Annotated in this window: 27 protein-coding genes and 1 pseudogene; 21 read left to right on the top strand and 7 right to left on the bottom strand. The window is 76.4% G+C overall.

Features of this window, described 5'->3' with window-relative positions; genetic code table 11:
- Positions 1-22: 22 nt before the first annotated feature.
- Positions 23-1,705: a RecQ family ATP-dependent DNA helicase gene (locus tag ACRYM2_RS08515; RefSeq protein ID WP_432521451.1), complete on the bottom strand. Its 1,683-nt coding sequence runs from the start codon at positions 1,703-1,705 to the stop codon at positions 23-25.
- An 18-nt stretch (positions 1,706-1,723) separates the two neighbouring features.
- Positions 1,724-2,617, bottom strand: coding sequence for an SDR family oxidoreductase (locus ACRYM2_RS08510; RefSeq protein ID WP_432521449.1), 894 nt, complete (start codon positions 2,615-2,617; stop codon positions 1,724-1,726).
- Positions 2,618-2,801: 184 nt separating this feature from the next.
- On the opposite strand from ACRYM2_RS08510, the gene ACRYM2_RS08505 reads away from it, so the two are divergent.
- From ACRYM2_RS08505 to ACRYM2_RS08450, 12 genes and pseudogenes are all read left to right on the top strand, one after another.
- Positions 2,802-3,851 (top strand): spore photoproduct lyase family protein, encoded by a 1,050-nt coding sequence (locus ACRYM2_RS08505; protein ID WP_432521488.1) that lies wholly within the window; start codon positions 2,802-2,804, stop codon positions 3,849-3,851.
- 17 nt (positions 3,852-3,868) lie between these two features.
- Positions 3,869-4,216, top strand: a complete 348-nt coding sequence (locus ACRYM2_RS08500) for a DUF3140 domain-containing protein (RefSeq protein ID WP_432521448.1) — start codon at positions 3,869-3,871, stop codon at positions 4,214-4,216.
- Between the two features lie 191 nt (positions 4,217-4,407).
- Positions 4,408-4,866 (top strand): SRPBCC family protein, encoded by a 459-nt coding sequence (locus ACRYM2_RS08495; protein WP_166614355.1) that lies wholly within the window; start codon positions 4,408-4,410, stop codon positions 4,864-4,866.
- Between the two features lie 254 nt (positions 4,867-5,120).
- Positions 5,121-6,788 (top strand): carbamoyltransferase family protein, encoded by a 1,668-nt coding sequence (locus ACRYM2_RS08490; protein WP_432521447.1) that lies wholly within the window; start codon positions 5,121-5,123, stop codon positions 6,786-6,788.
- Positions 6,785-8,323, top strand: coding sequence for an HAD-IIIA family hydrolase (locus ACRYM2_RS08485; RefSeq protein ID WP_432521446.1), 1,539 nt, complete (start codon positions 6,785-6,787; stop codon positions 8,321-8,323). The genes ACRYM2_RS08490 and ACRYM2_RS08485 overlap by 4 nt, the downstream gene beginning before the upstream one ends.
- Positions 8,320-9,342, top strand: coding sequence for a glycosyltransferase family 9 protein (locus ACRYM2_RS08480; RefSeq protein ID WP_432521444.1), 1,023 nt, complete (start codon positions 8,320-8,322; stop codon positions 9,340-9,342). The genes ACRYM2_RS08485 and ACRYM2_RS08480 overlap by 4 nt, the downstream gene beginning before the upstream one ends.
- On the top strand, positions 9,339-10,310 hold the full coding sequence (locus ACRYM2_RS08475) for a glycosyltransferase (protein ID WP_432521442.1): 972 nt from the start codon (positions 9,339-9,341) through the stop codon (positions 10,308-10,310). Before ACRYM2_RS08480 ends, ACRYM2_RS08475 begins: the two co-directional genes overlap by 4 nt.
- An 80-nt stretch (positions 10,311-10,390) precedes the next feature.
- Positions 10,391-11,596 (top strand): annotated as a pseudogene (locus ACRYM2_RS08470) (glycosyltransferase); the annotation flags it as partial.
- Between the two features lie 15 nt (positions 11,597-11,611).
- Complete coding sequence (locus ACRYM2_RS08465) at positions 11,612-12,256, top strand: D-sedoheptulose-7-phosphate isomerase (RefSeq protein WP_432521487.1); 645 nt, start codon at positions 11,612-11,614, stop codon at positions 12,254-12,256.
- Positions 12,253-13,698 carry a PfkB family carbohydrate kinase gene (locus tag ACRYM2_RS08460; protein ID WP_432521441.1) on the top strand — a complete coding sequence of 482 codons (1,446 nt, stop codon included), beginning with the start codon at positions 12,253-12,255 and terminating at the stop codon, positions 13,696-13,698. Before ACRYM2_RS08465 ends, ACRYM2_RS08460 begins: the two co-directional genes overlap by 4 nt.
- Positions 13,695-14,684: a glycosyltransferase family 9 protein gene (locus ACRYM2_RS08455; protein WP_432521439.1), complete on the top strand. Its 990-nt coding sequence runs from the start codon at positions 13,695-13,697 to the stop codon at positions 14,682-14,684. The genes ACRYM2_RS08460 and ACRYM2_RS08455 overlap by 4 nt, the downstream gene beginning before the upstream one ends.
- Positions 14,685-14,750: 66 nt before the next feature.
- Entirely contained in the window at positions 14,751-14,957 is a 207-nt protein-coding gene (locus ACRYM2_RS08450; RefSeq protein ID WP_432521438.1) for a hypothetical protein, read from the top strand.
- A gap of 24 nt (positions 14,958-14,981) precedes the next feature.
- Here ACRYM2_RS08450 and ACRYM2_RS08445 read toward each other — a convergent pair whose 3' ends face one another.
- Genes ACRYM2_RS08445 through ACRYM2_RS08435 form a run of 3 tightly spaced genes read right to left on the bottom strand, consistent with a single transcriptional unit; the run spans position 14,982 to position 18,698 of the window.
- The gene (locus tag ACRYM2_RS08445) at positions 14,982-17,195 is read right to left on the bottom strand and encodes a heavy metal translocating P-type ATPase (RefSeq protein ID WP_432521436.1); all 2,214 of its coding nucleotides are present in this window, start codon (positions 17,193-17,195) and stop codon (positions 14,982-14,984) included.
- Positions 17,196-17,253: 58 nt separating this feature from the next.
- On the bottom strand, positions 17,254-17,532 hold the full coding sequence (locus ACRYM2_RS08440; protein WP_432521435.1) for a DUF1490 family protein: 279 nt from the start codon (positions 17,530-17,532) through the stop codon (positions 17,254-17,256).
- 26 nt (positions 17,533-17,558) lie between these two features.
- Positions 17,559-18,698 carry a GTP-binding protein gene (locus ACRYM2_RS08435; protein WP_432521433.1) on the bottom strand — a complete coding sequence of 380 codons (1,140 nt, stop codon included), beginning with the start codon at positions 18,696-18,698 and terminating at the stop codon, positions 17,559-17,561.
- 71 nt (positions 18,699-18,769) lie between these two features.
- On the opposite strand from ACRYM2_RS08435, the gene ACRYM2_RS08430 reads away from it, so the two are divergent.
- The gene (locus tag ACRYM2_RS08430) at positions 18,770-19,141 is read left to right on the top strand and encodes a hypothetical protein (RefSeq protein ID WP_432521432.1); all 372 of its coding nucleotides are present in this window, start codon (positions 18,770-18,772) and stop codon (positions 19,139-19,141) included.
- Positions 19,142-19,152: 11 nt separating this feature from the next.
- Here the strand turns inward: ACRYM2_RS08430 and ACRYM2_RS08425 are convergent, their stop codons facing one another.
- A complete protein-coding gene (locus ACRYM2_RS08425) occupies positions 19,153-19,407 on the bottom strand; it encodes a type B 50S ribosomal protein L31 (protein WP_432521430.1) in 255 nt (84 codons plus the stop codon).
- A 75-nt stretch (positions 19,408-19,482) separates the two neighbouring features.
- Here ACRYM2_RS08425 and rpmB point away from each other — a divergent pair, with 75 nt between their 5' ends.
- The 5 genes from rpmB (at position 19,483) to ACRYM2_RS08400 (ending at position 21,498) form a co-directional block, all read left to right on the top strand.
- Positions 19,483-19,719, top strand: coding sequence for a 50S ribosomal protein L28 (gene rpmB / locus ACRYM2_RS08420; protein ID WP_432521429.1), 237 nt, complete (start codon positions 19,483-19,485; stop codon positions 19,717-19,719).
- Entirely contained in the window at positions 19,719-19,886 is a 168-nt protein-coding gene (gene rpmG / locus ACRYM2_RS08415) for a 50S ribosomal protein L33 (RefSeq protein ID WP_432521427.1), read from the top strand. Before rpmB ends, rpmG begins: the two co-directional genes overlap by 1 nt.
- Positions 19,887-19,889: 3 nt before the next feature.
- Positions 19,890-20,195 (top strand): 30S ribosomal protein S14, encoded by a 306-nt coding sequence (rpsN, locus tag ACRYM2_RS08410; RefSeq protein ID WP_432521425.1) that lies wholly within the window; start codon positions 19,890-19,892, stop codon positions 20,193-20,195.
- A gap of 10 nt (positions 20,196-20,205) precedes the next feature.
- Entirely contained in the window at positions 20,206-20,328 is a 123-nt protein-coding gene (gene ykgO, locus ACRYM2_RS08405) for a type B 50S ribosomal protein L36 (RefSeq protein ID WP_166614369.1), read from the top strand.
- Positions 20,329-20,430: 102 nt separating this feature from the next.
- Positions 20,431-21,498: an NAD(+)/NADH kinase gene (locus tag ACRYM2_RS08400; protein ID WP_432521424.1), complete on the top strand. Its 1,068-nt coding sequence runs from the start codon at positions 20,431-20,433 to the stop codon at positions 21,496-21,498.
- Between the two features lie 50 nt (positions 21,499-21,548).
- Here the strand turns inward: ACRYM2_RS08400 and ACRYM2_RS08395 are convergent, their stop codons facing one another.
- Positions 21,549-21,869, bottom strand: a complete 321-nt coding sequence (locus tag ACRYM2_RS08395; RefSeq protein ID WP_432521423.1) for a DUF7489 domain-containing protein — start codon at positions 21,867-21,869, stop codon at positions 21,549-21,551.
- A 103-nt stretch (positions 21,870-21,972) separates the two neighbouring features.
- Between ACRYM2_RS08395 and ACRYM2_RS08390 the strand changes: the two genes are divergently transcribed.
- The 3 genes from ACRYM2_RS08390 (at position 21,973) to ACRYM2_RS08380 (ending at position 24,302) form a co-directional block, all read left to right on the top strand.
- A complete protein-coding gene (locus ACRYM2_RS08390) occupies positions 21,973-23,031 on the top strand; it encodes an N-acetylglucosamine kinase (RefSeq protein ID WP_432521422.1) in 1,059 nt (352 codons plus the stop codon).
- Positions 23,032-23,062: 31 nt separating this feature from the next.
- A complete protein-coding gene (locus tag ACRYM2_RS08385) occupies positions 23,063-23,545 on the top strand; it encodes a heme-degrading domain-containing protein (RefSeq protein WP_432521421.1) in 483 nt (160 codons plus the stop codon).
- 265 nt (positions 23,546-23,810) lie between these two features.
- Complete coding sequence (locus ACRYM2_RS08380) at positions 23,811-24,302, top strand: hypothetical protein (RefSeq protein WP_432521420.1); 492 nt, start codon at positions 23,811-23,813, stop codon at positions 24,300-24,302.
- Positions 24,303-24,339: the final 37 nt, after the last annotated feature.

Below are 24,339 nucleotides of genomic sequence, written 5' to 3'. Positions count from 1 at the left end.
AGGTCCCCGCGCGGCACCCGGGTCAGGCCGCCGGCTCGTCCCGTTCCCGCCCCTGCCCCTGTCCCTGCCCCTGCCCCTGCGGGCGCAGCAGGCCGTGGCGCTCGACGAGCTCCAGCGCCAGCGTGCGGTACCCGGCCTCGTCGAAGAGCACCGTGACGCGGTCCTCCTCGTAGTGCATGACCTGCCCGCCGCCCCACTCGTCGTGGACGACGGTGGAGCCGACGGGGAAGGGCTCGTCCGCCGCCGAGCGGGCGGCGGCGGTCCCGGCGCCGCAGGTGTCGCAGTTGCCGCAGGGCTGCTCCAGCTCCTCGCCGAAGTAGCCGAGCAGGAACTGCCGGCGGCAGGCCGTCGTCTCGGCGTAGGCGCGCATCATCTCCAGCCGCGAGCGCTCCACGGTGCGCTGCTGCTCGGAGACCTCCACGGCCGCCTCGGCCGCGCGCGCGGGCGGCGGGGCGCCCTCGGGCTGCAGCAGCCGTCCCTGCTCGTCCTCGGCGAGCGCACCGACCTCCTCGAGCAGGTTCACCGCCCCGGCCAGCCGGCTGGAGGTGACGTCGAGCTCGCGGCGCAGCTGCGCCGGGTCGACGGGCTCGTCGTGGGCGCGGACCGCGGCCGCGGTCTCGCGCAGCGGTTCCTCCTTGGCGACCCCGGCGCTGAAGAACGTCCGCAGCCCCAGGTCCTCGGGGCGGTAGAACATCGTCGCCACCGCGGGTTCCCCGTCGCGGGCCGCGCGGCCGATCTCCTGGTAGTAGCTGTCCGGGGAGTCGGGGACGCTGGCGTGCACGACGGCGCGCACGTCGGGCTTGTCGATGCCCATGCCGAACGCGGTGGTGGCCGCGACGACGTCCAGGGTGCCGTCGAGGAACTCGTGCTGGACGCGGTCGCGGTCGGCACGCCTGCGGCCGGCGTGGTAGTGGTCCGCGGCCCGCCCGGCCGCGCGCAGCTGCTCGGCGACCTCCTCGGCGTCGCGGCGGGTGGCCACGTACACGATCGCCGCGCCCGCGGTGCCGGCGGCGGTCTCCAGCACGCCCTGGCGCTGCGAGCGCGCGTCGGTGCAGCGCACCACGCGCAGCTCGATCTCCGGGCGGTCGAAGCCCTCGACGAGGACGAGCGGGTCGTCCAGGCGCAGCTGGTCGAGGACCTCCTGGCGCACCTGGGGGCTGGCGGTCGCGGTGAGCGCGACGACCTGCGGGTGACCGAGCTTCTCGCGGGCGCTGCCCAGCCGCAGGTACTGCGGGCGGAAGTCGTGCCCCCACGAGGACACGCAGTGCGCCTCGTCGACGACGAGCGCGCGCGGGCCCAGCGCGGCGATCTCCTCGACGACCTCGTCGCGGGCCAGCTGCTCGGGGGCGAGGAAGACGAACTTCACCTCCTGCGCGCGCAGCTGCTCGCGCGCCCGCCGCCAGGCGGCGGCGGACATCGAGGAGTTCAGCATGACGGCCCCGCCGCGGCGGGCGTCCTCGCGGATGCCGTCGACCTGGTCGCGCTGCAGGGCGATGAGCGGGGAGACGACGACGACCGGGCCGTCCAGCAGCAGCGCGGGCACCTGGTAGACGGCCGACTTGCCCGAACCCGTCGGCATGACGGCCAGCACGTCGCGGCCGGCGACGACGGCCCGCATGGCCTCCTCCTGCCCCGGGCGCAGGGACTCGAAGCCGAACGCCTCCCGGGCGGTGCGCAGCAGGTCGTCGATCACGGTGTCGCTCACGGGTTCCTCGTACCCCGCTCAGGGGGTGGGCATGCCGCCGTTGACGCTGAGGACCGCACCGACGACGTAGCTGGACTCCGGCGAGGCGAGGAAGACGTACGCCGGGGCGAGTTCCGCCGGCTGCCCCGCGCGGCCCAGCGGCGTGGAGGTGCCGAACTCCGCCATCGCCTCGTCCGGCTGGCCGCCGGCCACCTGCAGCGGCGTCCACACCGGCCCGGGCGCCACGACGTTGACGCGGATCCCCTTGGGGGCCAGCTGCTGGGCGAGGGCCTGCGACATCGCGATGATCCCCGACTTCGTCGTCGCGTAGTCGACGAGGTTCGGGGAGGGCTGGTAGCCCTGCACCGAGGAGGTGTTGACGATCGTGGAACCCGGCGGCAGGTGCGGCACCGCCTCCTGGACGATCCAGAACAGCGCGTTGAGGTTCGTGCGCAGCGTCTCCTCGAACTGCTGCGAGGTGAGGTCGGCGATCTCCTCGACGTGCTGCTGCTTGCCGGCGACGTTGGCGATGAGGTCGATGCCGCCGAGCTCGTCGACGGTGGTGCGCACCAGGCCGCGGGCGAACTCCTCGTCGGTCAGGTCGCCCGGCGCGAGGACGGCCCTGCGCCCGGCCTCCTCCACGAGCCGGGCGACCTCCTCGGCGTCGCGCTGCTCCTCGGGCAGGTAGTTGAGGACCACGTCGGCGCCCTCGCGGGCGAAGGCGATCGTGGCGGCGCGGCCGATGCCGGAGTCGGCGCCGGTGACCAGCGCCCGGCGGCCGGCGAGGCGGCCGGTGCCGCGGTAGGTGGACTCCCCGTGGTCCGGCTTCGGCCCCAGCTCGGCGGCCAGGCCCGGGCCCTCCTGCGGCTGGGCCTCGAAACCACCCCGGTGGTAGCGCGTGACGGGGTCGGCGAAGGTGTACTGGTCGCTCACCGCTCCACCGTAGGCAGCTCCCCGCGCGGCCGCCCGTCGATCTCGGCGCCGTCCCCGGCGGGCCGGCGCGCGCTCCTCGGGGGGGTCGCGTGTCGGAGGCGGCGGGCACGATGGGGCCGTGCCGCAGCAGTCGTCCCAGCCCTCGTCCCAGCCGTCGTCCCAGCCGTCCCAGCCGCCCCGCCCGCTGCTCGACGTCACGCGCATCTACTACGAGGCCGAGGCGGCCGAGCTGCCGCGCGGCCGGCAGGTCCTCGAGCGCTGGCCCGGCGCGACGCGCGTGGAGGTCGCCAGCCACTGGAACGTCCCCGAGCTGCACGGCGACGAGGCGAACGTCGACCGCTGGGTGCGCATCAAGCGCGAGGCGCTGGTGCTGGGGGTCAAGAAGTCGCTGGCCGCGCGCCCCAACGGCCGCTCCGCCGACTTCATCGCCCCCTCGACGGCCAACGGCTGCGCGATGGCCTGCGCCTACTGCTACGTGCCCCGGCGCAAGGGCTACAGCAACCCCGTCACGGTCTTCGCCAACATCGAGCAGATCACCGGCTACCTCGAGCGGCACGTGCGCCGGCAGGGCGTCAAGGCCGAGCCGAACCAGTGCGACCCGGCCAGCTGGGTCTACGACATCGGCGAGAACAGCGACTGCTCGGTCGACGCGGAGGTCTCCGACAACGTCGACGACCTCGTCGCGCTGTTCCGGGGCCTGCCCACGGCCAAGGCGTCCTTCGCCACCAAGCACGTCAACCGCCGCCTGCTCCAGCTGGACCCGCAGGGGCGCACCCGCGTCAGGTTCTCGCTCATGCCCGAGCGGGTGGCGAAGGTGCTGGACGTGCGCACCAGCCCGGTGCGCGAGCGGCTGGCCGCCCTCGACGACTTCGTCGCCGCCGGGTACGAGGTCCACCTCAACCTCTCCCCCGTCGTCGTGCACGAGGGCTGGCTGCCGCTGTGGGCGGAGCTGCTGGACTCCCTCGGGGCGGCGACGGGCGAGGCGACCAAGCGGCAGCTGCAGGCCGAGGTGATCTTCCTGACCCACAACGAGCGCCTGCACGAGGTCAACCTCGGCTGGCACCCCCGGGCCGAGGACCTGCTGTGGCGGCCGGCGATGCAGGAGGCCAAGCGCTCCGAGGGCGGCGGGACCAACGTGCGCTACCGCGCCGGCGACAAGGGCCGCTACGTGCGCGAGCTGCTCGACCTCATCGCCGAGCGCGCTCCGTACCTGCACGTGCGCTACGCGTTCTGAGCACCCACGCTGGAGGCATGGCCAAGCACGAGCAGGACGAGGAGCAGGACGTCGAGCAGCGCTTCTCCGCCGCGGTCAACATGACGCCGAAGGAGCTGGAGGACTGGCTGGACGGCGAGCAGTCGCGGTCCGTGGGCGTCAGCGAGGACGGCGGGGAGGAGTCGGTGGGCCACCACTCCGGCCGGCGCATCGTGGAGATCCTGCGCACGAGGAAGGGCGAGCGCACCGAGGAGGACCGCGAGCACATGCGCAAGGTCGCCGGCTACGTCGCCCGGCACTCCGCGCAGCGGCCCTCCGGCGACGTCACGGACACCCGGTGGCGCTACTCGCTGATGAACTGGGGCCACGACCCGCTGAAGGACTGACCCGCCGCAGGGGCGAGCGGCCCGGTGCACCCGGTCTTCACCAACCGGTCACCTCGGCGGACCGGCGTCGGGATGCAGGCCCGGCCGACCGCGTGCAGTCTGGGATCAAGCGCCCGGGGACGGGCGCACCCCGAGGAAGCCGATCTCGAACAAGATGCGACGCGGTACCCCGCGCCGCGGGAGGAGCACCCATGAGCAGCGTGACGGAGAGCATCGACGTCTCGGTCCCGGTCCACACCGCGTACAACCAGTGGACGCAGTTCGAGTCGTTCCCGCACTTCATGAGCGGGGTCGAGTCGATCACCCAGACCGACGCCACCCACACCCACTGGAAGACCAAGATCGCCGGCGTGGAGCGCGAGTTCGACGCGGAGATCACCGAGCAGCACCCCGACGAGCGCGTCGCCTGGAAGAGCGTCGACGGCAAGGACCACGCCGGCGTCGTCACCTTCCACCGCCTCGGCGACAACGAGACCAAGGTCACCGTCCAGATGGACTGGGAGGCCGAGAGCCTGGTCGAGAAGGCCGGCGCCGCCATCGGCGCCGACGACCGCCAGATCAAGGCCGACCTCAAGCGCTTCAAGGAGTTCATCGAGTCGCGCGGCACCGAGACCGGCGCCTGGCGCGGGGACGTCACCCCGCCCAAGTGACCACCCGGCCGGTGAGCGCTTGAGCGCTGCACCACCCGCACCCGCCCGGCACCCCTCCAGGGGTGCCGGGCGGTCGGCGTCCCGGCCCCGCACCGGCGCGTCGAGGGGGTCCCGACGGGCAGGTGTCGTCGGCGTCTGGCACCGTGTGTCCCCGCGGGGACGGGGATCATCGCCTGTCCAGCCGGTGCGTGCCGACCCCGCGGCGAAGCGCTCGCGACGCGGGCGGTCACACCGGCAGAGAGGTCGCAGCGGGTATGCGCATCCTGGGGATCAACGCGGTCTTCCACGACACCGCGGCAGCGCTCGTCGTGGACGGCGAGATCGTGTTCGCGGCGGAGGAGGAGCGCTTCAGCCGGCGCAAGCACGGCAAGCGCCCCGTGCCCTACGCCACGTGGGAGCTGCCCGACCTCGCGGTCAAGCACGCGCTGGCCGCGGCGGGCATCACCGCCGCCGACCTGGACCTCGTGGGCTACTCCTACGACCCGCGCCTGGTGCTGCCCAGCTCCGAGCTGGACCTCGGCGACCCCGACGACGCCATCCGCACCCGCTACGCCGAGCGCGCCCCCGAGGCCATCGCCACCGCGCTGCCCGGGCTGGACCCGGCCAAGGTGCGCTTCGTCCCCCACCACGTCGCCCACGCCGCCTCCGCCGCGCTGGCCTCCCCCGAGGCCGCCCGCGAGGGCGGCTGCAGCGTCCTGACCGTCGACGGCCGCGGCGAGCGCATCTCCTCCCTGGCCGGCCGCTACCGCGGCGGGCGGCTGGAGGTGCTGCACGAGACGGGCCTGCCGCAGTCGCTGGGCTTCGTCTACGAGGACCTCACCCGCCACCTGGGCTTCATGCACTCCTCCGACGAGTACAAGGTCATGGCGCTGGCCTCCTACGGCAAGCCCCGCTTCGCCGACGAGATCGCCGAGTTCGTCCACGCCACCGGCGACGGCGGCTTCGTGGCCAAGGTCCCGGACTTCTCCCGCTGGGCGCCGCCGCTGGCCGACGGCGAGCAGTGGGACCCCCGCCAGGACAGCGGCCAGGCCGACCTGGCCGCCAGCGTCCAGGAGGTCCTGGAGCGCACCCTCGTCGAGGTCGCCACCTGGCTGCACGGGCGGACCGGCGACAAGGTGCTGGCGATGGCCGGCGGCACCGCGCTCAACTGCGTGGCCAACTCCCGGATCTGGCGCGAGTCCCCCTTCGAGGAGGTCTACGTCCAGCCCGCGGCCGGCGACTCCGGCACCGCGCTGGGCGCGGCGCTGCAGCTGTCCGCCGACGCCGGCGAGCTCGTGGCCCCCATGACCTCCGCCGCCCTGGGCCGCTCCTGGAGCGACGAGGAGCTCGCGCAGTGGCTGACCACCGCGCGGCTGAACTTCACCACCCCCGACGACCTCGCCGGCGAGGTCGCCGACGTGCTGGCCGCCGACGGCGTCGTCGCCTGGTTCGACGGCCGCGCCGAGTTCGGCCCCCGCGCGCTGGGGCACCGCTCCCTCATGGCGCACCCGGGCAGGAAGGAGAACCTCGAGCGCCTCAACGACGTCAAGGGCCGCGAGCAGTTCCGCCCCGTGGCGCCGATGGTGCTCGCCGAGCGCGCCGAGGAGATCTTCTCCGGCGGCCCGATCCCCAGCCCGTACATGCTCTTCGTGCACGACGTGGCCGACGAGTGGCGCGAGCGCATCCCGGCGGTCGTGCACGTCGACGGCACGGCCCGCATCCAGACCATCCACGAGGAGCGCACCCCGCACGTCGCGGCGCTGCTGCGCGCCTTCGAGGAGCGCACCGGCCTGCCCGTCGTCGTCAACACCAGCCTCAACACCGCGGGGCGGCCCATGGTCGACGACCCCCGCGACGCCATGGAGCTGTTCGGCTCCGCTCCCGTGGACGTGCTCGTGCTCGGCCCGCACCTGGTGCGGCGCAACCAGTTCACGCAGCGATGACGGCGGGCACCACGCCCGGCGCCCCGCCCGCCTTCTCCGTCGTCGTCCCCAGCGTCGGACGCCCCAGCCTGGGCGTCCTGCTGGGCACCCTGGCCGCCCAGCGCGGTCCGCGCCCCGAGCTCGTCGTCGTCGTGGACGACCGGCGCGGGCGCGACCTCGCCGACGACCCCTGCGAGGCGGCCTGCGCGGCCGCCCGCGAGGCCGGCCTGCCGGTGCGCCTGGTCCGCTCCGGCGGGCGCGGGCCCGCCGCGGCGCGCAACGCCGGCTGGCGGCGCGTGCGCAGCGGGTGGGTCGCGTTCGTCGACGACGACGTGGAGCTGCCCCCGGCGTGGTCGCAGCAGCTGGTCGCCGACCTCGCCGCCGCCGGCGACGACGTCGGCGCGGTGCAGGGCCGCCTGCACGTCCCGCTGCCCGCCGACCGCCGCCCCACCGACTGGGAGCGCGGCACCGCGGGCCTGGCCGACGCGCAGTGGATCACCGCGGACATGGCCTACCGGCGCACCGCGCTGGAGCAGGTCAGCGGCTTCGACGAGCGCTTCCCGCGCGCCTTCCGCGAGGACGCCGACCTGGCGCTGCGCGTGAGCGCCGCCGGGTGGGCCGTCGTGCGCGGCGAGCACCTGGCCGTGCACCCGGTGCGCCCGGCGGACGACTGGGCGAGCCTGCGCCAGCAGCGCGGCAACGCCGACGACGCCCTCATGGGCGCCCTGCACGGGCCGGACTGGCGCGAGCGCGCGGGCTCCGCCCTCGGCCGGCTGCCCGGGCACGTGGCCACCACGGCGGCCGCCGCCCTCGCCGCCGGCGCCGCGCTCGCCGGCCGCCGGCGCACCGCCGCCCTGGCCGCGCTGGCCTGGGCCGGGCTGACCGCCGAGTTCGCCTGGCTGCGCACCGCCCCCGGCCCGCGCGACGCCGCCGAGGTGCGCCGCATGGTCCTCACGAGCATCGCCATCCCCCCCGCCGCGGTGGTGCACCGCGTCCGCGGCGAGCTCGCGGTCCGCGGCCTGCTCGGCGGCGGGCGCCCCGCGCCCTGGCCGCCGCCGGTGCGCGCGGTCCTCTTCGACCGCGACGGCACCCTCGTGCACGACGTCCCCTACAACGGCGACCCCGACCTGGTGAAGCCCGTCGACGGCGCCGCCGAGCTGCTGGCCTCGCTGCGCGCGCGGGGCCTGCGCACCGGGCTGGTCACCAACCAGTCCGGGGTGGCCCGCGGGCTGCTGACCCGCGAGCAGGTCGACGCCGTCAACGCCCGCGTCGCCGAGCTGCTCGGCCCCTTCGACACCGTCCAGGTGTCCGTGGACGGCCCCGACGTCCCCTCGCGCACCCGCAAGCCCGAACCGGGCATGGTGCTCGACGCCGCCCGCGAGCTCGGCCTCGCGCCCGCCGAGTGCCTCGTCGTCGGCGACATCGGCGCCGACGTGGAGGCCGCGCTGTCGGCGGGGGCCCGCGCCGTGCTCGTGCCCACCGACGTCACGCGCGCCGAGGAGGTCGAGTCCGCGCCGGTGGTCGTGCGCTCCCTGGCGGAGGTGGTGGTGCCGTGAGGATCCTCGCCGCCCGCCTGGACAACGACGGCGACGTGCTGCTGACCGGGCCCGCGCTGCGCGCGCTGGCCGCCTCCGGCACCGTCGACCTGCTGGCCTCCCCCGCCGGCGCCGGCGCCGCCCGGCTGCTGCCGGGGGTCGAGGACGTCCTCGTCTTCGACCCGCCGTGGAGCGGCTTCGAGCCCGCCCCCGTGCAGCCCGCCGCGGTCGAGGCCCTCGTGGCCGAGGTGCGCTCGCGCGGCTACGACGAGGCCGTGGTGTTCACCTCCTTCCACCAGAGCCCGCTGCCGCTGGCGCTGCTGCTGCGCCTGGCCGGCGTGGGCCGCGTCAGCGCGGCCAGCGAGGACTACCCCGGCTCGCTGCTGGACGTCCGCTTCCGCCGCGAGGGCGGGCCCGAGCTGCACGAGGTCGAGGCGGCGCTGGCGCTGGCCGCCGCGGCCGGGCACCCCCTGCCCGCCGGCGACGACGGGCGGCTGCGGGTGCGCGAGCTGCCGCCGGTGCCGGTCGAGCTGCCCGAGGGCTTCGTCGTCGTGCACCCCGGCGCCTCGGTGCCGGCGCGCGCACCGCGCCCCGAGCACGCCGCCCGCATCGTGCGGGCGCTGCGGCGCAGCGACCGGCCCGTGGTGGTCACCGGCTCGCCGGGCGAGCGGGCGCTGACCGCGCAGGTCGCCGTGGCCGGCGCCCTCGACCTCGGCGGGGCCACCGACCTGCCCGGGCTGGCGGCCGTGCTGGCCGCCGCGCGGGCCGTGGTCGTCGGCAACACCGGCCCGGCGCACCTGGCCGCCGCGGTGGGCACCCCCGTGGTCTCGCTGTTCTCGCCGGTCGTGCCGGCCGCCCGCTGGGCACCGCACGGCGTGCCGCACGTCCTGCTCGGCGACCAGGGGGCAGGCTGCGCGGGGACGCGGGCCCGGCAGTGCCCGCTCGAGGGGCACCCGTGCCTGACCTCGGTGACCGAGGAGCAGGTGGTGTCGGCGGTGGACGCGCTGGCGCTGAGCGAACTCGTGGAGGGAGTCCGGTGAGGATCCTCGTCTGGCACGTGCACGGATCGTGGATGACCGCCTTCGTGCAGGGCACGCACACCTACCTGCTGCCCCTCGTCGACGACCGCGGCCCCGACGGCCGCGGCCGGGCGCGCACCTGGGACTGGCCGGCGGGCGCCGTCGAGGTCCCGGTCGCCGACCTGCGCGAGGAGCACTTCGACGCCGTCGTGCTGCAGCGGCCCGAGGAGGTGGAGCTCGTCGAGCGCTGGACCGGTCGCCGGCCCGGGCGCGACGTGCCCGCCCTCTACGTCGAGCACGACGCCCCGCGCGCCGGCGCCGCCGACAGCAGGCACCACCTGGCCGACCAGCGCGAGATCCCGGTCGTGCACGTCACGCAGTTCAACAGGACGTACTGGGACTGCGGCAGCGCCCGCACCCTCGTCGTCGACCACGGCGTCGTCGACCCCGGCTACGGGTACACCGGCAGCTCCGGCTCCGTCGCGGCCGTCGTCAACGAGCCGGTCCGCCGCTGGCGGGTGGCGGGCACCGACCTGCTGCTGCGGCTGGCCGAGGAGGTGCCGCTCACGCTGCACGGCATGGGCGTGCAGGCCCTGGCCCGCCGGGTCGAGGGCACCGCGGCGGGCAAGGGCCTCAGCGTCCTGGAGGACCTGCCGCAGGCCCGGCTGCACGAGGTGCTGGGCACCCACCGCCTGTACTTCCACCCCTACCGCTGGACGAGCCTGGGCCTGTCCCTCATCGAGGCGATGATGGTGGGCCTGCCGGTGCTCGCCCTGCCGGCCACCGCGGCACCGGAGGCGGTGCCCGCCGAGGCCGGTGTCCTCTCCAGCGACCCGGAGGTCCTCGTCGCCACCGCGCGGCGCTGGATCGCCGATCCCGACGAAGCCCGGGAGCGCGGACTCGCGGCGCGACGGCACGCCCTGGCGGCCTTCGGCGTCCACCGCTTCCTCGCGGACTTCGACGAACTCCTCGAGGAGGTGACGTCGTGAGCGCGTCCCGCACGCCCACGAGCACGAGCAGCCCGGACCACGCGACCGGCCCGGTCCACGCCGCCCCCACCGGACGGCGGCTGCGCATCGCGATGGTCAGCGAGCACGCCAGCCCGCTGGCCGTCCTCGGTGGCGTCGACGCCGGGGGGCAGAACGTCCACGTCGCCGCCCTGGCCTCGGCGCTGGCCGACCGCGGCCACGAGGTCGTGGTGCACACCCGCCGCGACGACCCCGCGCTGCCCGAGCGCGTGGCACTGCGCCCCGGCGTGCAGGTCGTGCACGTGGACGCCGGCCCGCCGGCGCCCGTGGCCAAGGACGAGCTGCCCGAGCACATGCCGCGCTTCGGCGAGCTGCTGCGCGAGGCGTGGAGCGCCAAGCGCCCCGACGTCGTGCACGCGCACTTCTGGATGTCCGGCACCGCGGCGCTGCCCGCCGCGCACGCGCTGGGCGTGCCCGTCGTGCAGACCTTCCACGCCCTCGGCAGCGTCAAGCGCCGCTACCAGGGCCCGGCGGACACCTCCCCGCCGCAGCGCCTGGACGCCGAGCGCGAGCTGGCGCGCGAGGCCGACCTCGTCATCGCCACCTGCCGCGACGAGGTCGCCGAGCTGCGCGCCGCGGGCTCCCCGCCGCACAAGGTGCAGGTCGTGCCCTGCGGGGTGGACACCGCCCGCTTCGAGCGCACGGGCGGGCGCGAGCTCGTCGGGCCGCGCCGGCCCGGCTGCCGCACCCGGCTGCTCAGCGTCGGGCGCCTGGTGCCCCGCAAGGGCGTCGAGGCCGCGGTGCGCGCGCTGGAGCTGCTGCCCGACGCCGAGCTGGTGATCGCCGGCGGGCCGGCCGCCCACGACCTCGACGGCGACCACGAGGCGGTGCGCCTGCAGAAGATCGCCGTCGAGCTGGGCATCTCCGACCGGGTGCGCCTGGTGGGCCGGGTCTCCCCCGACGACCTGCCCGACCTGCTGGCGAGCTCGGACGCGCTGCTGGCCACGCCCTGGTACGAGCCGTTCGGCATCGCCGTGCTGGAGGCGATGGCGGCCGGGCTGCCGGTCGTCGCCTCGGCCGTCGGCGGGATGCTCGACACCGTCCGCGACGGCGTCACCGGCCGCCTGGTGCCGGTCGACGCGGCGGGCCGCGTCGACCCCGCGGAGCTGGCCGGTGCGGTGCGCTCCGTCGTCGACGACCCGGCCACCGCGCGGCGGATGGGCGAGGCGGGCCGGCAGGTGGCCCGCGACCGCTACGACTGGCGGCGGGTGGCCGCCTCGACGGAGTCCGCCTACGAACTGCTGCTGGGCGAGGAGGACACCGTGCAGAGCACGCGCGACTACATCCGCGGGCACGTCCGCGAGCTGGCCGGCGTGCTGCGCACGCTGGAGGCCGAGGGCGAGCGCATCGACCGCTGGGGCCGCGAGCTCGTCGACGTCGTCGACGGCGGCGGGCGGCTGCTCGTGGCCGGCAACGGCGGCAGCGCCGCCGAGGCCCAGCACCTGACCGCCGAGCTCGTCGGCCGCTTCATCGGCGAGCGCCGCCCGCTGTCGGCGATCGCCCTGCACGCGGAGACCTCCGCGGTGACCGCCATCGCCAACGACTACGGCACCGAGGAGGTCTTCGCGCGCCAGGTCGAGGCGCACGGGCGCCCCGGCGACGTGCTGCTGCTGCTGTCCACCAGCGGGCGCAGCCCGAACCTGCTGCGCGCCGCGGAACGGGCGCGGGCCTGCGGGGTGCGGGTGTGGGCGCTGACCTCCGCCGCGGCCAGCCCGCTGGGCGAGCTCGCCGACGACGTCCTCGGCTTCCCCGGCCCCTCGACCTCCGCGGTCCAGGAGGGGCACCTCATGGCGGTGCACGCGCTGTGCATCGCGGTGGAGGCGCACCTGCCGGCCTCCTCGGCGCGCCGGCGCACCGTCGACCTGACGGCCGTCGGGACCGGCGTCGAGCGGGAGGTGCCCGCGTGAGCGGACGCGCCCCGCGGCACGTCGTCGTCGTCGGCGACGTGCTGCTGGACCGGGAGGTGCTGGGCACCTCCACCCGGCTGGCCCCGGACGCCCCGGTGCCCGTCGTCGACGTCGAGGACGTGCGCGAGTCCCCCGGCGGGGCGGCGCTGACGGCGCTGCTGGCCGCGCTCGACGACGCGGTGCGGGTCACGCTCGTGGCACCGGTGGCCGAGGACGAGGCGGGCGCGCGGCTGCGCGCGCTGCTGCCGCGCGTGGAGGTGCTCGCCCTGCCCCACACCGGCGGCACCCGCCGCAAGTCGCGGGTGCGCAGCGACGGGCAGGTGCTGCTGCGCCTGGACGACGGCGGCCCGGGGACCCCGGGGGACCTGTCGGGCGCGCTCGAGCGCGTGCGCGCGCAGCTGGCCTCGGCCGACGTCGTCCTCGTCTCCGACTACGGCGCCGGCACCACCCGCGACCCCGCGCTGCGCCGGCTGCTCACCGAGGCCGCGCACCGGGTGCCGCTGGTGTGGGACCCGCACCCGCGCGGCGGCCAGCCGGTGCCCGGCTGCGCCCTGGTGACCCCCAACCGCGCCGAGGCGCGCGCCGCCCTCGCCGCGCACCACCTGCACGAGCCCGGCAGCGGTCCCAGCTCCGAGGCCGACGTCGCCGGCGAGCTGCGGACGCTGTGGAGCGCCGGTGCCGTGTGCGTCACGGTCGGCTCGGCGGGCGCCTACTGCGCGGCCGAGGGCAGCGAGGTGCTGCACCTGCCCGCGGTCGCGGCCTCCGGGGACCCCTGCGGCGCCGGTGACCGCTTCGCCGCCACCGCGGCCGTGCAGATCGCCCGCACCGGGGCGCTGACCCCGGCGCTGGGCCGCGCCGTCGAGGACGCCTCGGCGTGGGTGGCGGCGGGCGGGACGAACGGCTTCTTCGGCGCCCTCGAGCGCGCCGCGGCCTCGGGCGCGGCGGGCGCGGGCACCTCCGCGGGCACCTCCGCGGGCGCTGCGGCCCCCGCGGGCGAGAGCGCCGCGCAGGTGGCCGCCCGGGTGCGTGCGGCGGGCGGCACGCTGGTGGCCACCGGCGGCTGCTTCGACGTCCTGCACGCCGGTCACGTCGGCTGCCTGGAGGCCGCGCGCGCCCTGGGCGACGCCCTCGTCGTGCTCGTGAACTCCGACGAGTCGGTGCGCCGGCTCAAGGGCCCGGGCCGGCCGGTGGTGGGCCAGCAGGACCGCGAGCGGGTGCTGCGCGCGCTCTCCAGCGTCGACGCGGTCGTGGTGTTCACCGAGGACGACCCCCGCGCGGCGCTCGCGGAACTGCGCCCCGACGTGTGGGCCAAGGGCGGCGACTACGGCGGCACCGAGCTGCCCGAGGCCGAGCTGATCCGCAGCTGGGGCGGGCGCGTGGTCCTGCTCCCCTACCTCGACGGGCGGTCGACGACGGGCATCCTCGCCGCGGGCGCCCGGTGAGGCGGCAGCTCGGTCCCGGCGACCTGCTGGTGCTGCGGGCGCTGGGCCTGGGCGACCTGCTCACCGGCGTCCCGGCGCTGCGCGGGCTGCGGCGGCGCTTCCCCGAGCGGACGCTGCTGCTGGCCGCACCGGCCGCCATCGGCGCCTTCCTGCGCGGGCGCGGCGTCGTCGACGAGGTCCTCGTCACCGACGGCCTGGCACCGCTGGAGGCCGAGGGGTCCGGCCACCTCGCCGTCGACCTGCACGGCAAGGGACCCGAGAGCCGGCAGCTGCTGGCCGACACCGGCCCCGACGACCTGCTGGGCTTCGCGACCACGGGTCCGCACGGGCCGTTCGAGGGCCCGCAGTGGGTGCGCCACGAGCACGAGGTGGCGCGCTGGTGCCGGCTGGTGGCGGCGTGGGACGCGCGGTGCGGACCGGAGGACCTGCGGCTGCGCCCGCGCGAGGCGCAGGGGGGCGCGCTGCCCGGCGCTCCCGTCGTCGTCCACCCCGGCGCCGCCTTCGCCGCCCGCCGCTGGCCGGTCGAGCGGTGGGCGCTGGTCGTGGCCGACCTCGTCGCCCGGGGGCTGGAGGTGGTCGTGACCGGCACCGCCGCCGAGCGCCCCCTCGGCGCCGCGCTCGCCGCCGCCGGTGCGGTGGACCGCTGCGGCGCCTCCGACCTCGACGGCCTCGCCGACCTGGTCGCCGGCGCCCGGCTGGTCCTCTCCGGCGACACCGGCACGGCGCACCTGGCCACGGCGTTCGCGGTGCCCTCGGTGACGCTGTTCGGCCCCACCCCGCCCGCCTGGTGGGGACCGGCGGTCGACGCCGACCTGCACCCGGTGCTCTGGCACGGGGACCCGGCCGCGCAGGACTACGTCGGCGACCCGCACGGCGGGCAGGTCGACCCGACGCTGGCGCGGATCACCGTCGAGGAGGTCCTCGACGCGGCGCACGCCCAGCTCGCCGCGCACCGGCCCGCGGCGCACCGGGCCCCTGCACGCTGACCCGCCGCGCGCCGACCGCCGGCGGTTCCGCTGTCGCAGCGCGCCCGGCTGCCGCACAGTGGTGGGGTGAGCACCCAGTCCGCCCTGCTGGCTCTGCTGGCCGCGGCCATCGCCACCGGCGTGTTCTCCGGGTTGCGCGGGGTGCGCCGGTGCCGGCGGGCCGTCCACGACGACACGCTGCGCGCCGGGCAGGAGCGCGAGCTGGACCCCGGCAGCGCAGCGCTGCGCGCGGCGGGCCGCAACGCGTGGATGCGTCCCGGCGGCGGTTTCTGAGGAGCCGCCGGCGCGCGCGGCCGGTCAGCCGGCGCGGCGCCGCCCCTGCGCCCGCTGCTGCGGGGGGATCCGGTAGCGGATCAGCCGGGCGGAGTTGACGGCCACGAACACCGACGAGGCGTTGTGCGCGATGGCCGCCAGCACCGGCGAGAGCGCACCCGCCGCCCCCAGCGCCAGGCCGACGCCGTTGACGGCGATGGAGGCGCCGTAGTTCTGCCGGATCAGCGAGAGCGTGCGGTCGCCGAGGTCGCGCAGCTGCAGCAGCCGGCGCAGGTCGTCGCCCACGAGGGCCACGTCCGCGGTCTCCACCGCGACGTCGGTGCCGGACATGCCCATGGCGATGCCGAGGTCGGCCAGCGCGAGGGCGGGGGCGTCGTTCGTCCCGTCGCCGACGACGGCCACGACGTAGCCCTCGGCCTGCAGCGCGCGCACGACGTCCTGCTTGTCCTCGGGCATCACCTCGGCGCGCCACTCGGTGAGGCCGAGTTCGGCGGCGACCGCGGCGGCGGTGGCCGGGTTGTCGCCGGTGAGCATGACGATGCGCTCGACCCCGCTGCGGCGCAACGTCTCCAGGACCTCGCGGGATTCCGGGCGGACCTCGTCGCGCAGGCTGACCAGGCCGGTGAGGACCCCGTCGACGGCCAGCAGCAGCGGGGTCTCGGCCGCGCGCTGCAACCGCTCGACCCAGCCCGCGGCGTGCTCGTCGACGGCCACGCCCTCCTGGCGCATGAGGCCGGGGCTGCCGACGAGCAGCACGCGGCCGTTGGCCTGCACGCGCATCCCCAGGCCCAGCAGGACCTCGCACTCCTCGTGGGTGGGGATGACGAGGTGGCGTTCCTCGGTGGAGCGGATGACGGCCTGCGCGAGCGGGTGCTTGGAGTGCACCTCGGAGTTCGCCGCCTCCGACAGCACCTGCTCCGGCGTCCAGTCCTCGCGGAACGAGAGCACGTTGGTGACGACGGGGCGGCCGACGGTGAGGGTCCCCGTCTTGTCGAACACGAACGCGTCGACGCGGCCGGCGGCCTCCAGGTGGGAACCGCCCTTGACGAGGATCCCGCGCCGGGCGCCGTTGCCGATGGCGGCGCTGATGGCGGTGGGCGTGGCGAGCCCGACCGCGCACGGGCAGGCGATGAGCAGCATCGTCATGGCGCGCCGCACGTCGCGGGTGAGCACGAGGGTGGCCAGCGCCAGGCCGAAGGAGGCGGGCACGAACCTGCGGCTGAACGCGTCGCCGACGGTCTGCACGGGCGCGCGGTCGGCCTGGGCGTGCTCGACGCGCTCGATGATGCGCCCGACGGCGGTGTCCGAGCCGGTGGCGGTGGCGCGCACCACGAGCCGTCCGCGCAGGTTCACGCTGCCGGCCAGGACCGGGTGGCCGACGGTGCGCTGCACGGGCAGGTTCTCCCCCGTCAGCGCGGCCTGGTCGACGACGGCCTCGCCCTCGACGACCTCGCCGTCGACGGGGACGGTGGACTGCTCGAAGACGACGACGAGGTCGCCCACGCGCAGGGCGTCGAGGTCGACCTGCTCCTCGAGGACCACCTCGGCGCCGCCGGCGTCGCGGGCGGTGCGGCGCACCCAGGCCGTCGTCTCGCTGCCGGTCAGCAGGTCGGCGATGGCGCGGCGGGTGCGGCGCAGCGTGAGGTCCTGCAGGTACTCGCCGATGTTCAGCAGCCACAGCACGGTGAGCGCGACGACGTTCTCGCGCAGCAGCAGGCTCGCGACCGTGGCCGCGGAGACGAGCGCGTCGGTGCCGGCGCTGCGCCGGCCGACCAGGGAGCCGACGGCGCCCTTGAGGAAGGGGTAGCCGGAGAAGATCGTCACGCCGGTGGCGACCAGCCGGGAGGTCGGCCCCAGCAGCGGTGGGCGCCCGAAGGCGTAGCGGCGCAGCCCCAGCAGGGCCAGCGCGGCGCCGCCGACGGCGATGCGCGCGACCTCGCCGTTGCCGACGTCGGCCGAGCGCGGGGTCCGCGAGGCCTGCGCGTCGGCGGGCACCTGCGCGCTGGAGGCGACCGCGGCGGCCATCTGCTCCACGCTCAGCCGCTCGGGGTCGAAGTGGACGACGACGCTGCCGGTGACCGGGTAGGCGCGGGCCAGCCGGACCCCGTCGAGGCGGTCCAGCGCCTCCTCGGCGGCGACGGCGCGGGCCGGGCTGCGCCGCAGCCAGTCCGCCTGCAGGCGCAGGCGCCCGGCGGTCGCGGAGACGACCTCCAGCGGGGACAGCTCGACCGTGCTCACGGGACTCCCGGCCTCTCGGAGTTCTGCTCGGGGTGCTGCTCGGGGTTCTGCTCGGCGCTCAGTGCTCGTGGTCGTGACCGGCGTCGGGGGTGCGCGGGACGGGCGCCTGCTCCCCCAGCTCGTCGTAGGCCTGGGCGACGATGTCGCCGGCCCCCAGGCGCCAGCGCTCCACGCTCGTCTCGGCGGCGCGCGAGGTGCGGATGCCGGCCTTGGCGCCGCTCACCGCGATCCGGCGCAGCGCCGCGGCGCCGCGGCCGTCGCTGACGGCCTTGACGATGCCGGCCGAGGCGGCGGCGGTGAGGACGAGACGGCCGAGCGGGGCGGCGAGGGGCAGCACGGAGGACCTCCTGGTGTGACGGCTCTTCATTCCACCACGAGCCGGTCGTCCGGCACGTGCTGGTCGCGGGGGCCCAGCCAGGGCTCGAAGCCGTCCTCGCCCCCGGGGGCGCCGGACCCGGCGAGCAGGGCGTCCAGCACCTCCTCGTGCGCGGCGGCCTCCTCCTCGCGGGTGGCCAGGACGTCGCAGAAGGCGCTGCGCACCCGCTCGCGCTCGTCGGGCTCGGTGCCGGTGACCACGAGGTGGGTGCCGCGCTCGCCCGGGTGCCACGCGCCGAGCTCGCCGATGCTCAGCTGACCGCCGGCACCGTCCCAGGCGCAGAGCGTCGAGGGGCGGCTGGTGAGGCGGAAGGTGCCGCGGGCGCGCAGGCGCCCGGCCCCGAGGTCCTCGATGCGCTCCAGCAGCCGGCCGGGGTGCAGGGTGCGCTCGGAGGTCAGCTCCAGCGTCCAGACGCCCGAGGTGTCGGGAACCGGCGGGCGGCGCGCGGTGAGCAGGTCCGCGCGGGCGGCGGTGCGGGCGGCGCCGCCCAGCGGGGCCGCCAGCTGCGCACCGCCCACCCGCTCCAGGGGCAGCACCGGCACCGACGGCCCGCACAGGTGGGCCAGCAGGGTGCGGGTGCGCTCGTCGGGCTCGCCGTCGAGGACGACGAGGTCGGCCTCGTCGAGCTGCTGGGCGAGCGCCTCGCCGACGGCGCGGTCGTCGTCCTCGTCGAGGGCGAGGCCGCGCTCGGACAGCAGCGCGTCGCCGAGCAGGTCCTCGCTCAGGTCCGCGGCGCAGGCGGCGGTGACGACGCCGCGCACGACGACGGCGCCGGCCACCTCCTCGCCGGCGCACAGCGCCGCGACGAGCGGGGTCGGGTCGGCGCCGACGGGCAGGGCCAGCACGAGCGAGGACCAGCGCCCGTCGGCCGCGATCGCCGCGACGGTCGGCAGGACGTCCTCGCGCTGGGCGCAGCCCAGGCAGGCGTGCTCGAGCGGGACGACGACGTCCTCCAGGACACCGCTGAGGTCGCTCACCACGCGTCGCAGCCCGTCGGCGGCGCCGGGCCCGAGGTCGTAGCGCAGCACGACCGCGCCGGGGCCGTCGACGAGCACCGCGGCCGTCGCGAGGTCGCGCGGGAGCGGGTCGACGGACGTCACGACGGTGACGGGGAGAACGGGGGACACGCACACCTCCACATGAGAACTGTTCTCGACTACGGTGAGGCTAGCAGTGCCGCCGACACCAGGGAGACGCCGTGCACGCACACCCCGAGGACCCCGCCGAGCACCCGCCCGCACCGCGCGGCTGGGTGCTCGTCCCCGCCGGCGAACCCGGTCTGCTGCACCGGATGCGCCTGGTCGTGCGGAACTCCCAGGACCTCGTCCTCGTGCAGCTGCGACCGGGGGCGGCCCTGCCGGCCCGCGCCTGCCTGGGGATCGGGCTGGAGTTCGCCTGGAGCGCGCCGCGCCTGGGGCAGCTGGTGTGGTTCCGCGACCTCACGGCCGCCGAGGTCGGCCTGGCGCAGCAGTGGCTCGCCGGTCCCGCGACGGCCCTGGCCGACCCGCCGGCCCCGCTGCGCCACCGCATCGCGGCGGCGCAGCGGGCGCCGGTCCGGGCGCGGCCGTAGCGGGCGCCCGCTCAGGCGCGGCCGTAGCGGCGGCGGAACTTCTCCACGCGGCCCTCGGTGTCCAGCACGCGCGCGTTGCCGGTCCAGAACGGGTGGCTGGCCGAGGAGACGTCGACGTCGAAGACCGGGTAGGTGCCGCCGTCCTCCCACTCCACGGTCGGCAGGCCCTCGCGCGAGGTCAGCGTGGAGCGCGACAGGAACGAGGTGCCGGCGGACTTGTCGCGGAACACCACGAGGTCGTAGGCGGGGTGGGTGCCGGTCTTCACGAGAACCTCCAGGGTCGGTTGATGAGAACGGTTGTCGATAGTACGGTGCTCGTCAACCACACGGAAGGACCACGCATGTCAGCGCGCTGCCAGGTCACCGGGGCCGTCCCGGGTTTCGGCAAGTCCGTCTCGCACTCGCACCGGCGCACCAACCGCCGCTTCGACCCCAACGTCCAGCGCAAGAAGTGGTTCGTGCCCTCGCTGGGGCGCACGGTGACGCTGACGGTCTCCGCCCGCGGCATCAAGACCGTCGACAGGCGCGGCATCGAGTCCGTCGTCGCCGACCTGCGCCGGCGGGGGGAGAGGTTCTGATGGCGAGGACCCAGGACGTGCGCCCGGTCATCAAGCTCCGCTCCACCGCGGGGACCGGCTACACCTACGTCACCCGCAAGAACCGCCGCAACGACCCCGACCGGATGGTCGTGCGCAAGTACGACCCGGTGGTCCGCCGGCACGTCGACTTCCGCGAGGAGCGCTGAGCCGTGGCCAAGAAGAGCAAGATCGCCAAGAACGAGCAGCGCAAGCTCGTCGTCGCCCGCCACGCCGAGCGGCGCGCCGAGCTCAAGCGCGCGGCCGTCGACGTCAGCGCCGGCGAGGACTCGCGCGCGGCGGCCCGGCTGGCCCTGCAGCGGCTGCCGCGCGACGCCAGCCCCACCCGCGTGCGCAACCGCGACGCGGTCGACGGCAGGCCCCGGGGCACCCTGCGCACCTTCGGCATCTCCCGCATCCGCCTGCGCGAGATGGCCCACGCCGGGGAACTGCCCGGCATCACGAAGTCGAGCTGGTGAGGAGCCGCACGTGAAGGTCAGGAAGTCGCTGAAGAGCCTGAAGCAGAAGGAGGGCTCCATCGTCGTGCGCCGCCACGGCAAGGTGTTCGTCGTCAACAAGCGCAACCCGCGCTGGAAGGCCCGCCAGGGCTGAGGGGCCGCCGCGCGCCGGCACCGGGGGGCTCCACCTGGCGCCGGGACCCTCCAGCGCCCAGGATGCCGGTGTCGGCCCTCCCCGGACGAGACGAGGAACCCCGTGGCGCTGAGCAGCATCGGCCTGGTGGTCCACGGCGGCAAGCAGGTCGCCCGCGAGAGCGCGGCGAGCCTGCGGCGGTGGGCGGGCGAGCGCGGTGTGCAGGTGGCCGAGTTCGACGTCTGGGCCGCCGAGGGCGGCCGCGAGTCCGCGCGCGCCCAGGTGGAGGCCGCCGAGCCGATGGACCTGGTGGTCACCATCGGCGGTGACGGGACGTTCCTGCGCGGCGTGGCGGTGGCCCAGGTGGCCGACGTCCCGGTGCTGGGCGTCGACGTCGGCCGGGTGGGCTTCCTCACCGAGGTGCTGCCCGAGCAGCTGCTGGAGGCGCTGGCCGTCTTCGAGGCGGGCGAGGCGGTCCTGGAGGAACGCCTGACGGTGACCGCGCGCGCCAGCCGGCCGCTGGAGGTCCCCGCCGAGCTGGAGTCGCTGCTGCGCTACGGACGGGGCCCGATGCTGCCGCCACCGGCGGTGCACCACGGCGACGCGGAGGACGTCGGCTGGGGCGTCGAGGTGGACCTCACCGCGCTCAACGACGTGGTGTTCGAGAAGCTCAGCCGCGACCGGCAGGCCAGCCTGGGCGTCTACGTCGGCCACCGGCTGTTCATGTCGTACTCCGCCGACGCCGTCGTCGTCTCCACGCCCACCGGTTCCACGGCGTACTCCTTCGCGGCGGGCGGCCCGGTCCTCTCCCCGCGCGCGCAGGCCCTGGTCTTCACCCCGGTGGCACCGCACATGGTGTTCGACCGCAGCTTCGTCGTGGCCGCCGACGAGGTAATCTCGGTGCGGGTGCTGGAGCGCAGCGGCCGGGTCTCGATGTCGGTGGACGGGCAGATCCGCGGCGTGCTGGACCCCGGGGACTGGGTGGCGGTGCACGCGCGCCCGTGGAAGGTGCGGCTGGTGCGGCTGAAGACCCCCGACTTCTACGGCCGGGTCCGCCAGCGCCTGGGCCTGACCGACGCCGCGGCCGCCGTGGCGGACGGGCGGCTGCCCCCGCTGTACCTGCCGCGGACGCCGCGGCCGGCGAGCATGGCGCACCTGCACATGCCGGTCGTGGAACCCGAGGGCGACTGAGGCCCCGGAACCCCAGGGGCCCGGGACCCGCGAGCGGCGGGCGCCACGGGTCAGCCCCGCTGCGTCTCGTCGTAGCGGTCGCCGACCTGCACGCTGTCGTAGACCTCCTCGGCCACGGTGAACTCCACGGTGGAGCCGTCGTCGGTCTCGACGGTGAGTTCCCACTCCTCCGGGTCGTACCGGGTGGTCGGCACGGTCTTGCACTTCTTCTCGGCCCCGGAACCGGTGCACCTGCTCGTCGTGGTGCGTTCCGTCTCCGCCTCCTCGTGCTCCTTGGCGGTGACGGTGCCCACGACGGGCTCCCCGCAGGCGCTGAGGCCGAACGCGACGGCGGCGAGCAGCGCGAGGGCGCTGGCGCGGTGGTGGACCACGGGAACTCCTGGGTCGGCGGGTCGGGACCGGTGGACGGTAGCCGCTCCCCCGCCGGGCCGTCCGGGATTTTCCCGCCGCCCGCCCGTGCCGGAGCATCGGGGGGTGGCGACCCCTCCCCGACCCCCCGCCGACGAGCCCGCGGTGCTGCTGGCCGTCGACGCGGGCGGCACCAGCACCCGCGCCCTCGTGGCCGACGCCGACGGCCGTCGCCTGGGCCACGCGCTCGCAGGCACCGGCAACCCCCGCGCGGTGGGGGTCGAGCGCGCGCTGCAGGCGGTGGCCGGCGCCGCGGAGTCGGCGCTGGCGGCGGCCGGGGTGCCCGGGGCGCGGGTGCGGGTGGCGGTCGCCGCGGTGGCCGGTTCCGAAGGCACGCTGGAACCCGCCGACCTCGCCCGCGCCCTCGGCCCCCTCGGCGTGCGGCAGGCCCGGTTCCTGCGCGTCTCGGACCTGGTGGCCGCCTTCCGCTCCGGAACCCTCGAACCCGCCGGCGCCGCCCTCGTCGCCGGCACCGGGTCGGTGGCCGCCCGCGTCGAGGACTCGCGGCTGGTGCGCGTCGTCGGCGGCAGCGGCTGGCTGCTCGGCGACGCCGGGTCGGGTTTCTGGACCGGCCGGCGGGTGGCCCGCGCCGCCGTCGCGGCCCTCGACGGGACGGGACCGCCCACCGCGCTGGTCGGTGCCCTGCTCGCCGAGCTCGGCCTCGACGGCGACGTGCCCGCCGTCGGCGGGCGGCCGGGGGTCCTCGTGCACGTGCTCGACCGCCTGCACGGCGACGACCCGCTGCGGCTGGCGCGGCTGGCTCCGCTGGCCTTCCGCGCCGCGCCCGCCGATCCGCTCGCCGCGGACCTCGTGCGCTCCGTCCACGACGCGCTGGCCTCCCTCGTCGTCTCCGTGGCCGGTCCCGGGCCGCTGGTGGCGGGGGGCAGCCTGTGGCGCCACGGCGTCGCCGGCTCGCCGGTGCCGCTGTCGCCGCGGCTGGCGCAGGCGCTGGAGGGCGTGCCGGTGCGCTCGGCCGACGACGGCCTGCTGGGGGCGGCCGTGCTGGCGGTGCAGGCGCTGGGGCTGGGCGAGAGCGCCGTCGCGGCCGCCGCGCAGCGGCTGCGGGAGCAGCTGCAGGACCTCCCCGCACCGCGACCGCTCCGCGCGGGCGGGGCGGCTCGCTAGTCTCGCGCTCCCACCAGCGAAGGAGCCCTCGATGACCGACGACCACGCCGCCCTGCTCGCGTCCCTGCAGCGGCAGGAGGCGGAGCTCGTCTTCCCCCGCTTCGACAACCTCACCGCCTGGCGGCTGGGCACCGCGATCGCCGAGCGGGCGCTGGCCGACGGCCTGCCGGTCGCCGTCGCGGTGCGCCGCAACGGCCAGCGCCTGTTCCACGTCGGGCTGCCGGGCTCGTCGGCCGACAACGACGTCTGGCTGGAGCGCAAGATGGCGGTGGTCGACCTCTACGGCGTCTCCTCCTACCTCGTCGGCACCCGCTTCCGGGTGGCCGGTGGTCACTTCGACACCGACTCGCGCCTGGACACCCAGCGCTTCGCCGCCCACGGCGGCGCCTTCCCGGTGCTGGTGCGCGGGGTCGGGTGCGTGGGCTCCGTCGCCGTCTCCGGGTTGCCCGAGGCCGAGGACCACCGCGTCGTCGTGGCGGGGATCGAGGCGTTCCTGGCGGCGCTGGAGGGCTGAGCCGGGGCCGGAGGAGGGCCCGGGGCCGGTCTCCGGTGGCGCGGGCGCGCCGTCCGTGGTCCTCTGGTGGAAGAGGGCGCGGTTCCCCGGCACGCCGGTGACCGCGCCTCGCACGAGAGCGCGCACCCGGCGCCGGCCTTGAGCAGCAGGGCGACAGGACCACCGTGGACGCACCGCGTCCCCCGGTGACCGACCACCCGCGGCTCCTCGCGCCGATGACCGGCCGGGAACCCCGCGCCCCACCACGTCGACGAAGGGCTCCACCATGGCCACGGCCAACTCGCAGGACCTGCACGTCCACCACGACACCCGCCGCGCGGGCAAGGCCGGTCTCGGCGTCGCCGCCGCCGGCATCGTGCTGTTCAACATCTCCCCGTTCCTGAACTGGGTGCGCTTCGACGGCACCGAGGAGGGCCGCGTCGGCTACGAGACCGACTCGCTGGTCCCCTTCACCGCCTACCTCGGCCTGGGCCTGCTGGTCGCCATGGCCTACGCCGCCAAGCGCGCCCGCCGCGGCCAGCACCGCGGGCTGAGCCTGGTCTCCATGGCCGTCGGCCTGGCCGCCACGCTGCAGGCCATCGCCTTCGCCCTGCACCCCATGGGCGGCCTGGAGCGCGGTGACGGCCTCGTCCCGCAGATCGGCGTCTACGTCGCGATCATCGGTGCGGCGATCTGGTCGATCGGTTCGGGCCTGCTGGCCAAGGAGGTCGAGGGCGACGACGAGCGCCACGACGCGGGTGCGCTGCACCAGCGCTGATCCCCTCACGACGACGGCCGGGCACCCGCGGGTGCCC

The organism is Kineococcus aridisoli, assembly GCF_050871885.1.
Taxonomy (GTDB): domain Bacteria; phylum Actinomycetota; class Actinomycetes; order Actinomycetales; family Kineococcaceae; genus Kineococcus.
This window is presented reverse-complemented; position numbering and strand designations above follow the sequence as displayed.

Excerpts from the sequence above, each read along its gene's own strand:
- ACRYM2_RS08500 (WP_432521448.1), top strand. The coding sequence starts at position 3,869 with ATGGCCAAGCACGAGCAGGACGAGGAGCAGGACGTCGAGCAGCGCTTC.
- ACRYM2_RS08495 (WP_166614355.1), top strand. The coding sequence starts at position 4,408 with ATGAGCAGCGTGACGGAGAGCATCGACGTCTCGGTCCCGGTCCACACC.
- ACRYM2_RS08490 (WP_432521447.1), top strand. The coding sequence starts at position 5,121 with ATGCGCATCCTGGGGATCAACGCGGTCTTCCACGACACCGCGGCAGCG.
- ACRYM2_RS08485 (WP_432521446.1), top strand. The coding sequence starts at position 6,785 with ATGACGGCGGGCACCACGCCCGGCGCCCCGCCCGCCTTCTCCGTCGTC.
- rpmB (WP_432521429.1), top strand. The coding sequence starts at position 19,483 with ATGTCAGCGCGCTGCCAGGTCACCGGGGCCGTCCCGGGTTTCGGCAAG.
- rpmG (WP_432521427.1), top strand. The coding sequence starts at position 19,719 with ATGGCGAGGACCCAGGACGTGCGCCCGGTCATCAAGCTCCGCTCCACC.
- ACRYM2_RS08385 (WP_432521421.1), top strand. The coding sequence starts at position 23,063 with ATGACCGACGACCACGCCGCCCTGCTCGCGTCCCTGCAGCGGCAGGAG.
- ACRYM2_RS08380 (WP_432521420.1), top strand. The coding sequence starts at position 23,811 with ATGGCCACGGCCAACTCGCAGGACCTGCACGTCCACCACGACACCCGC.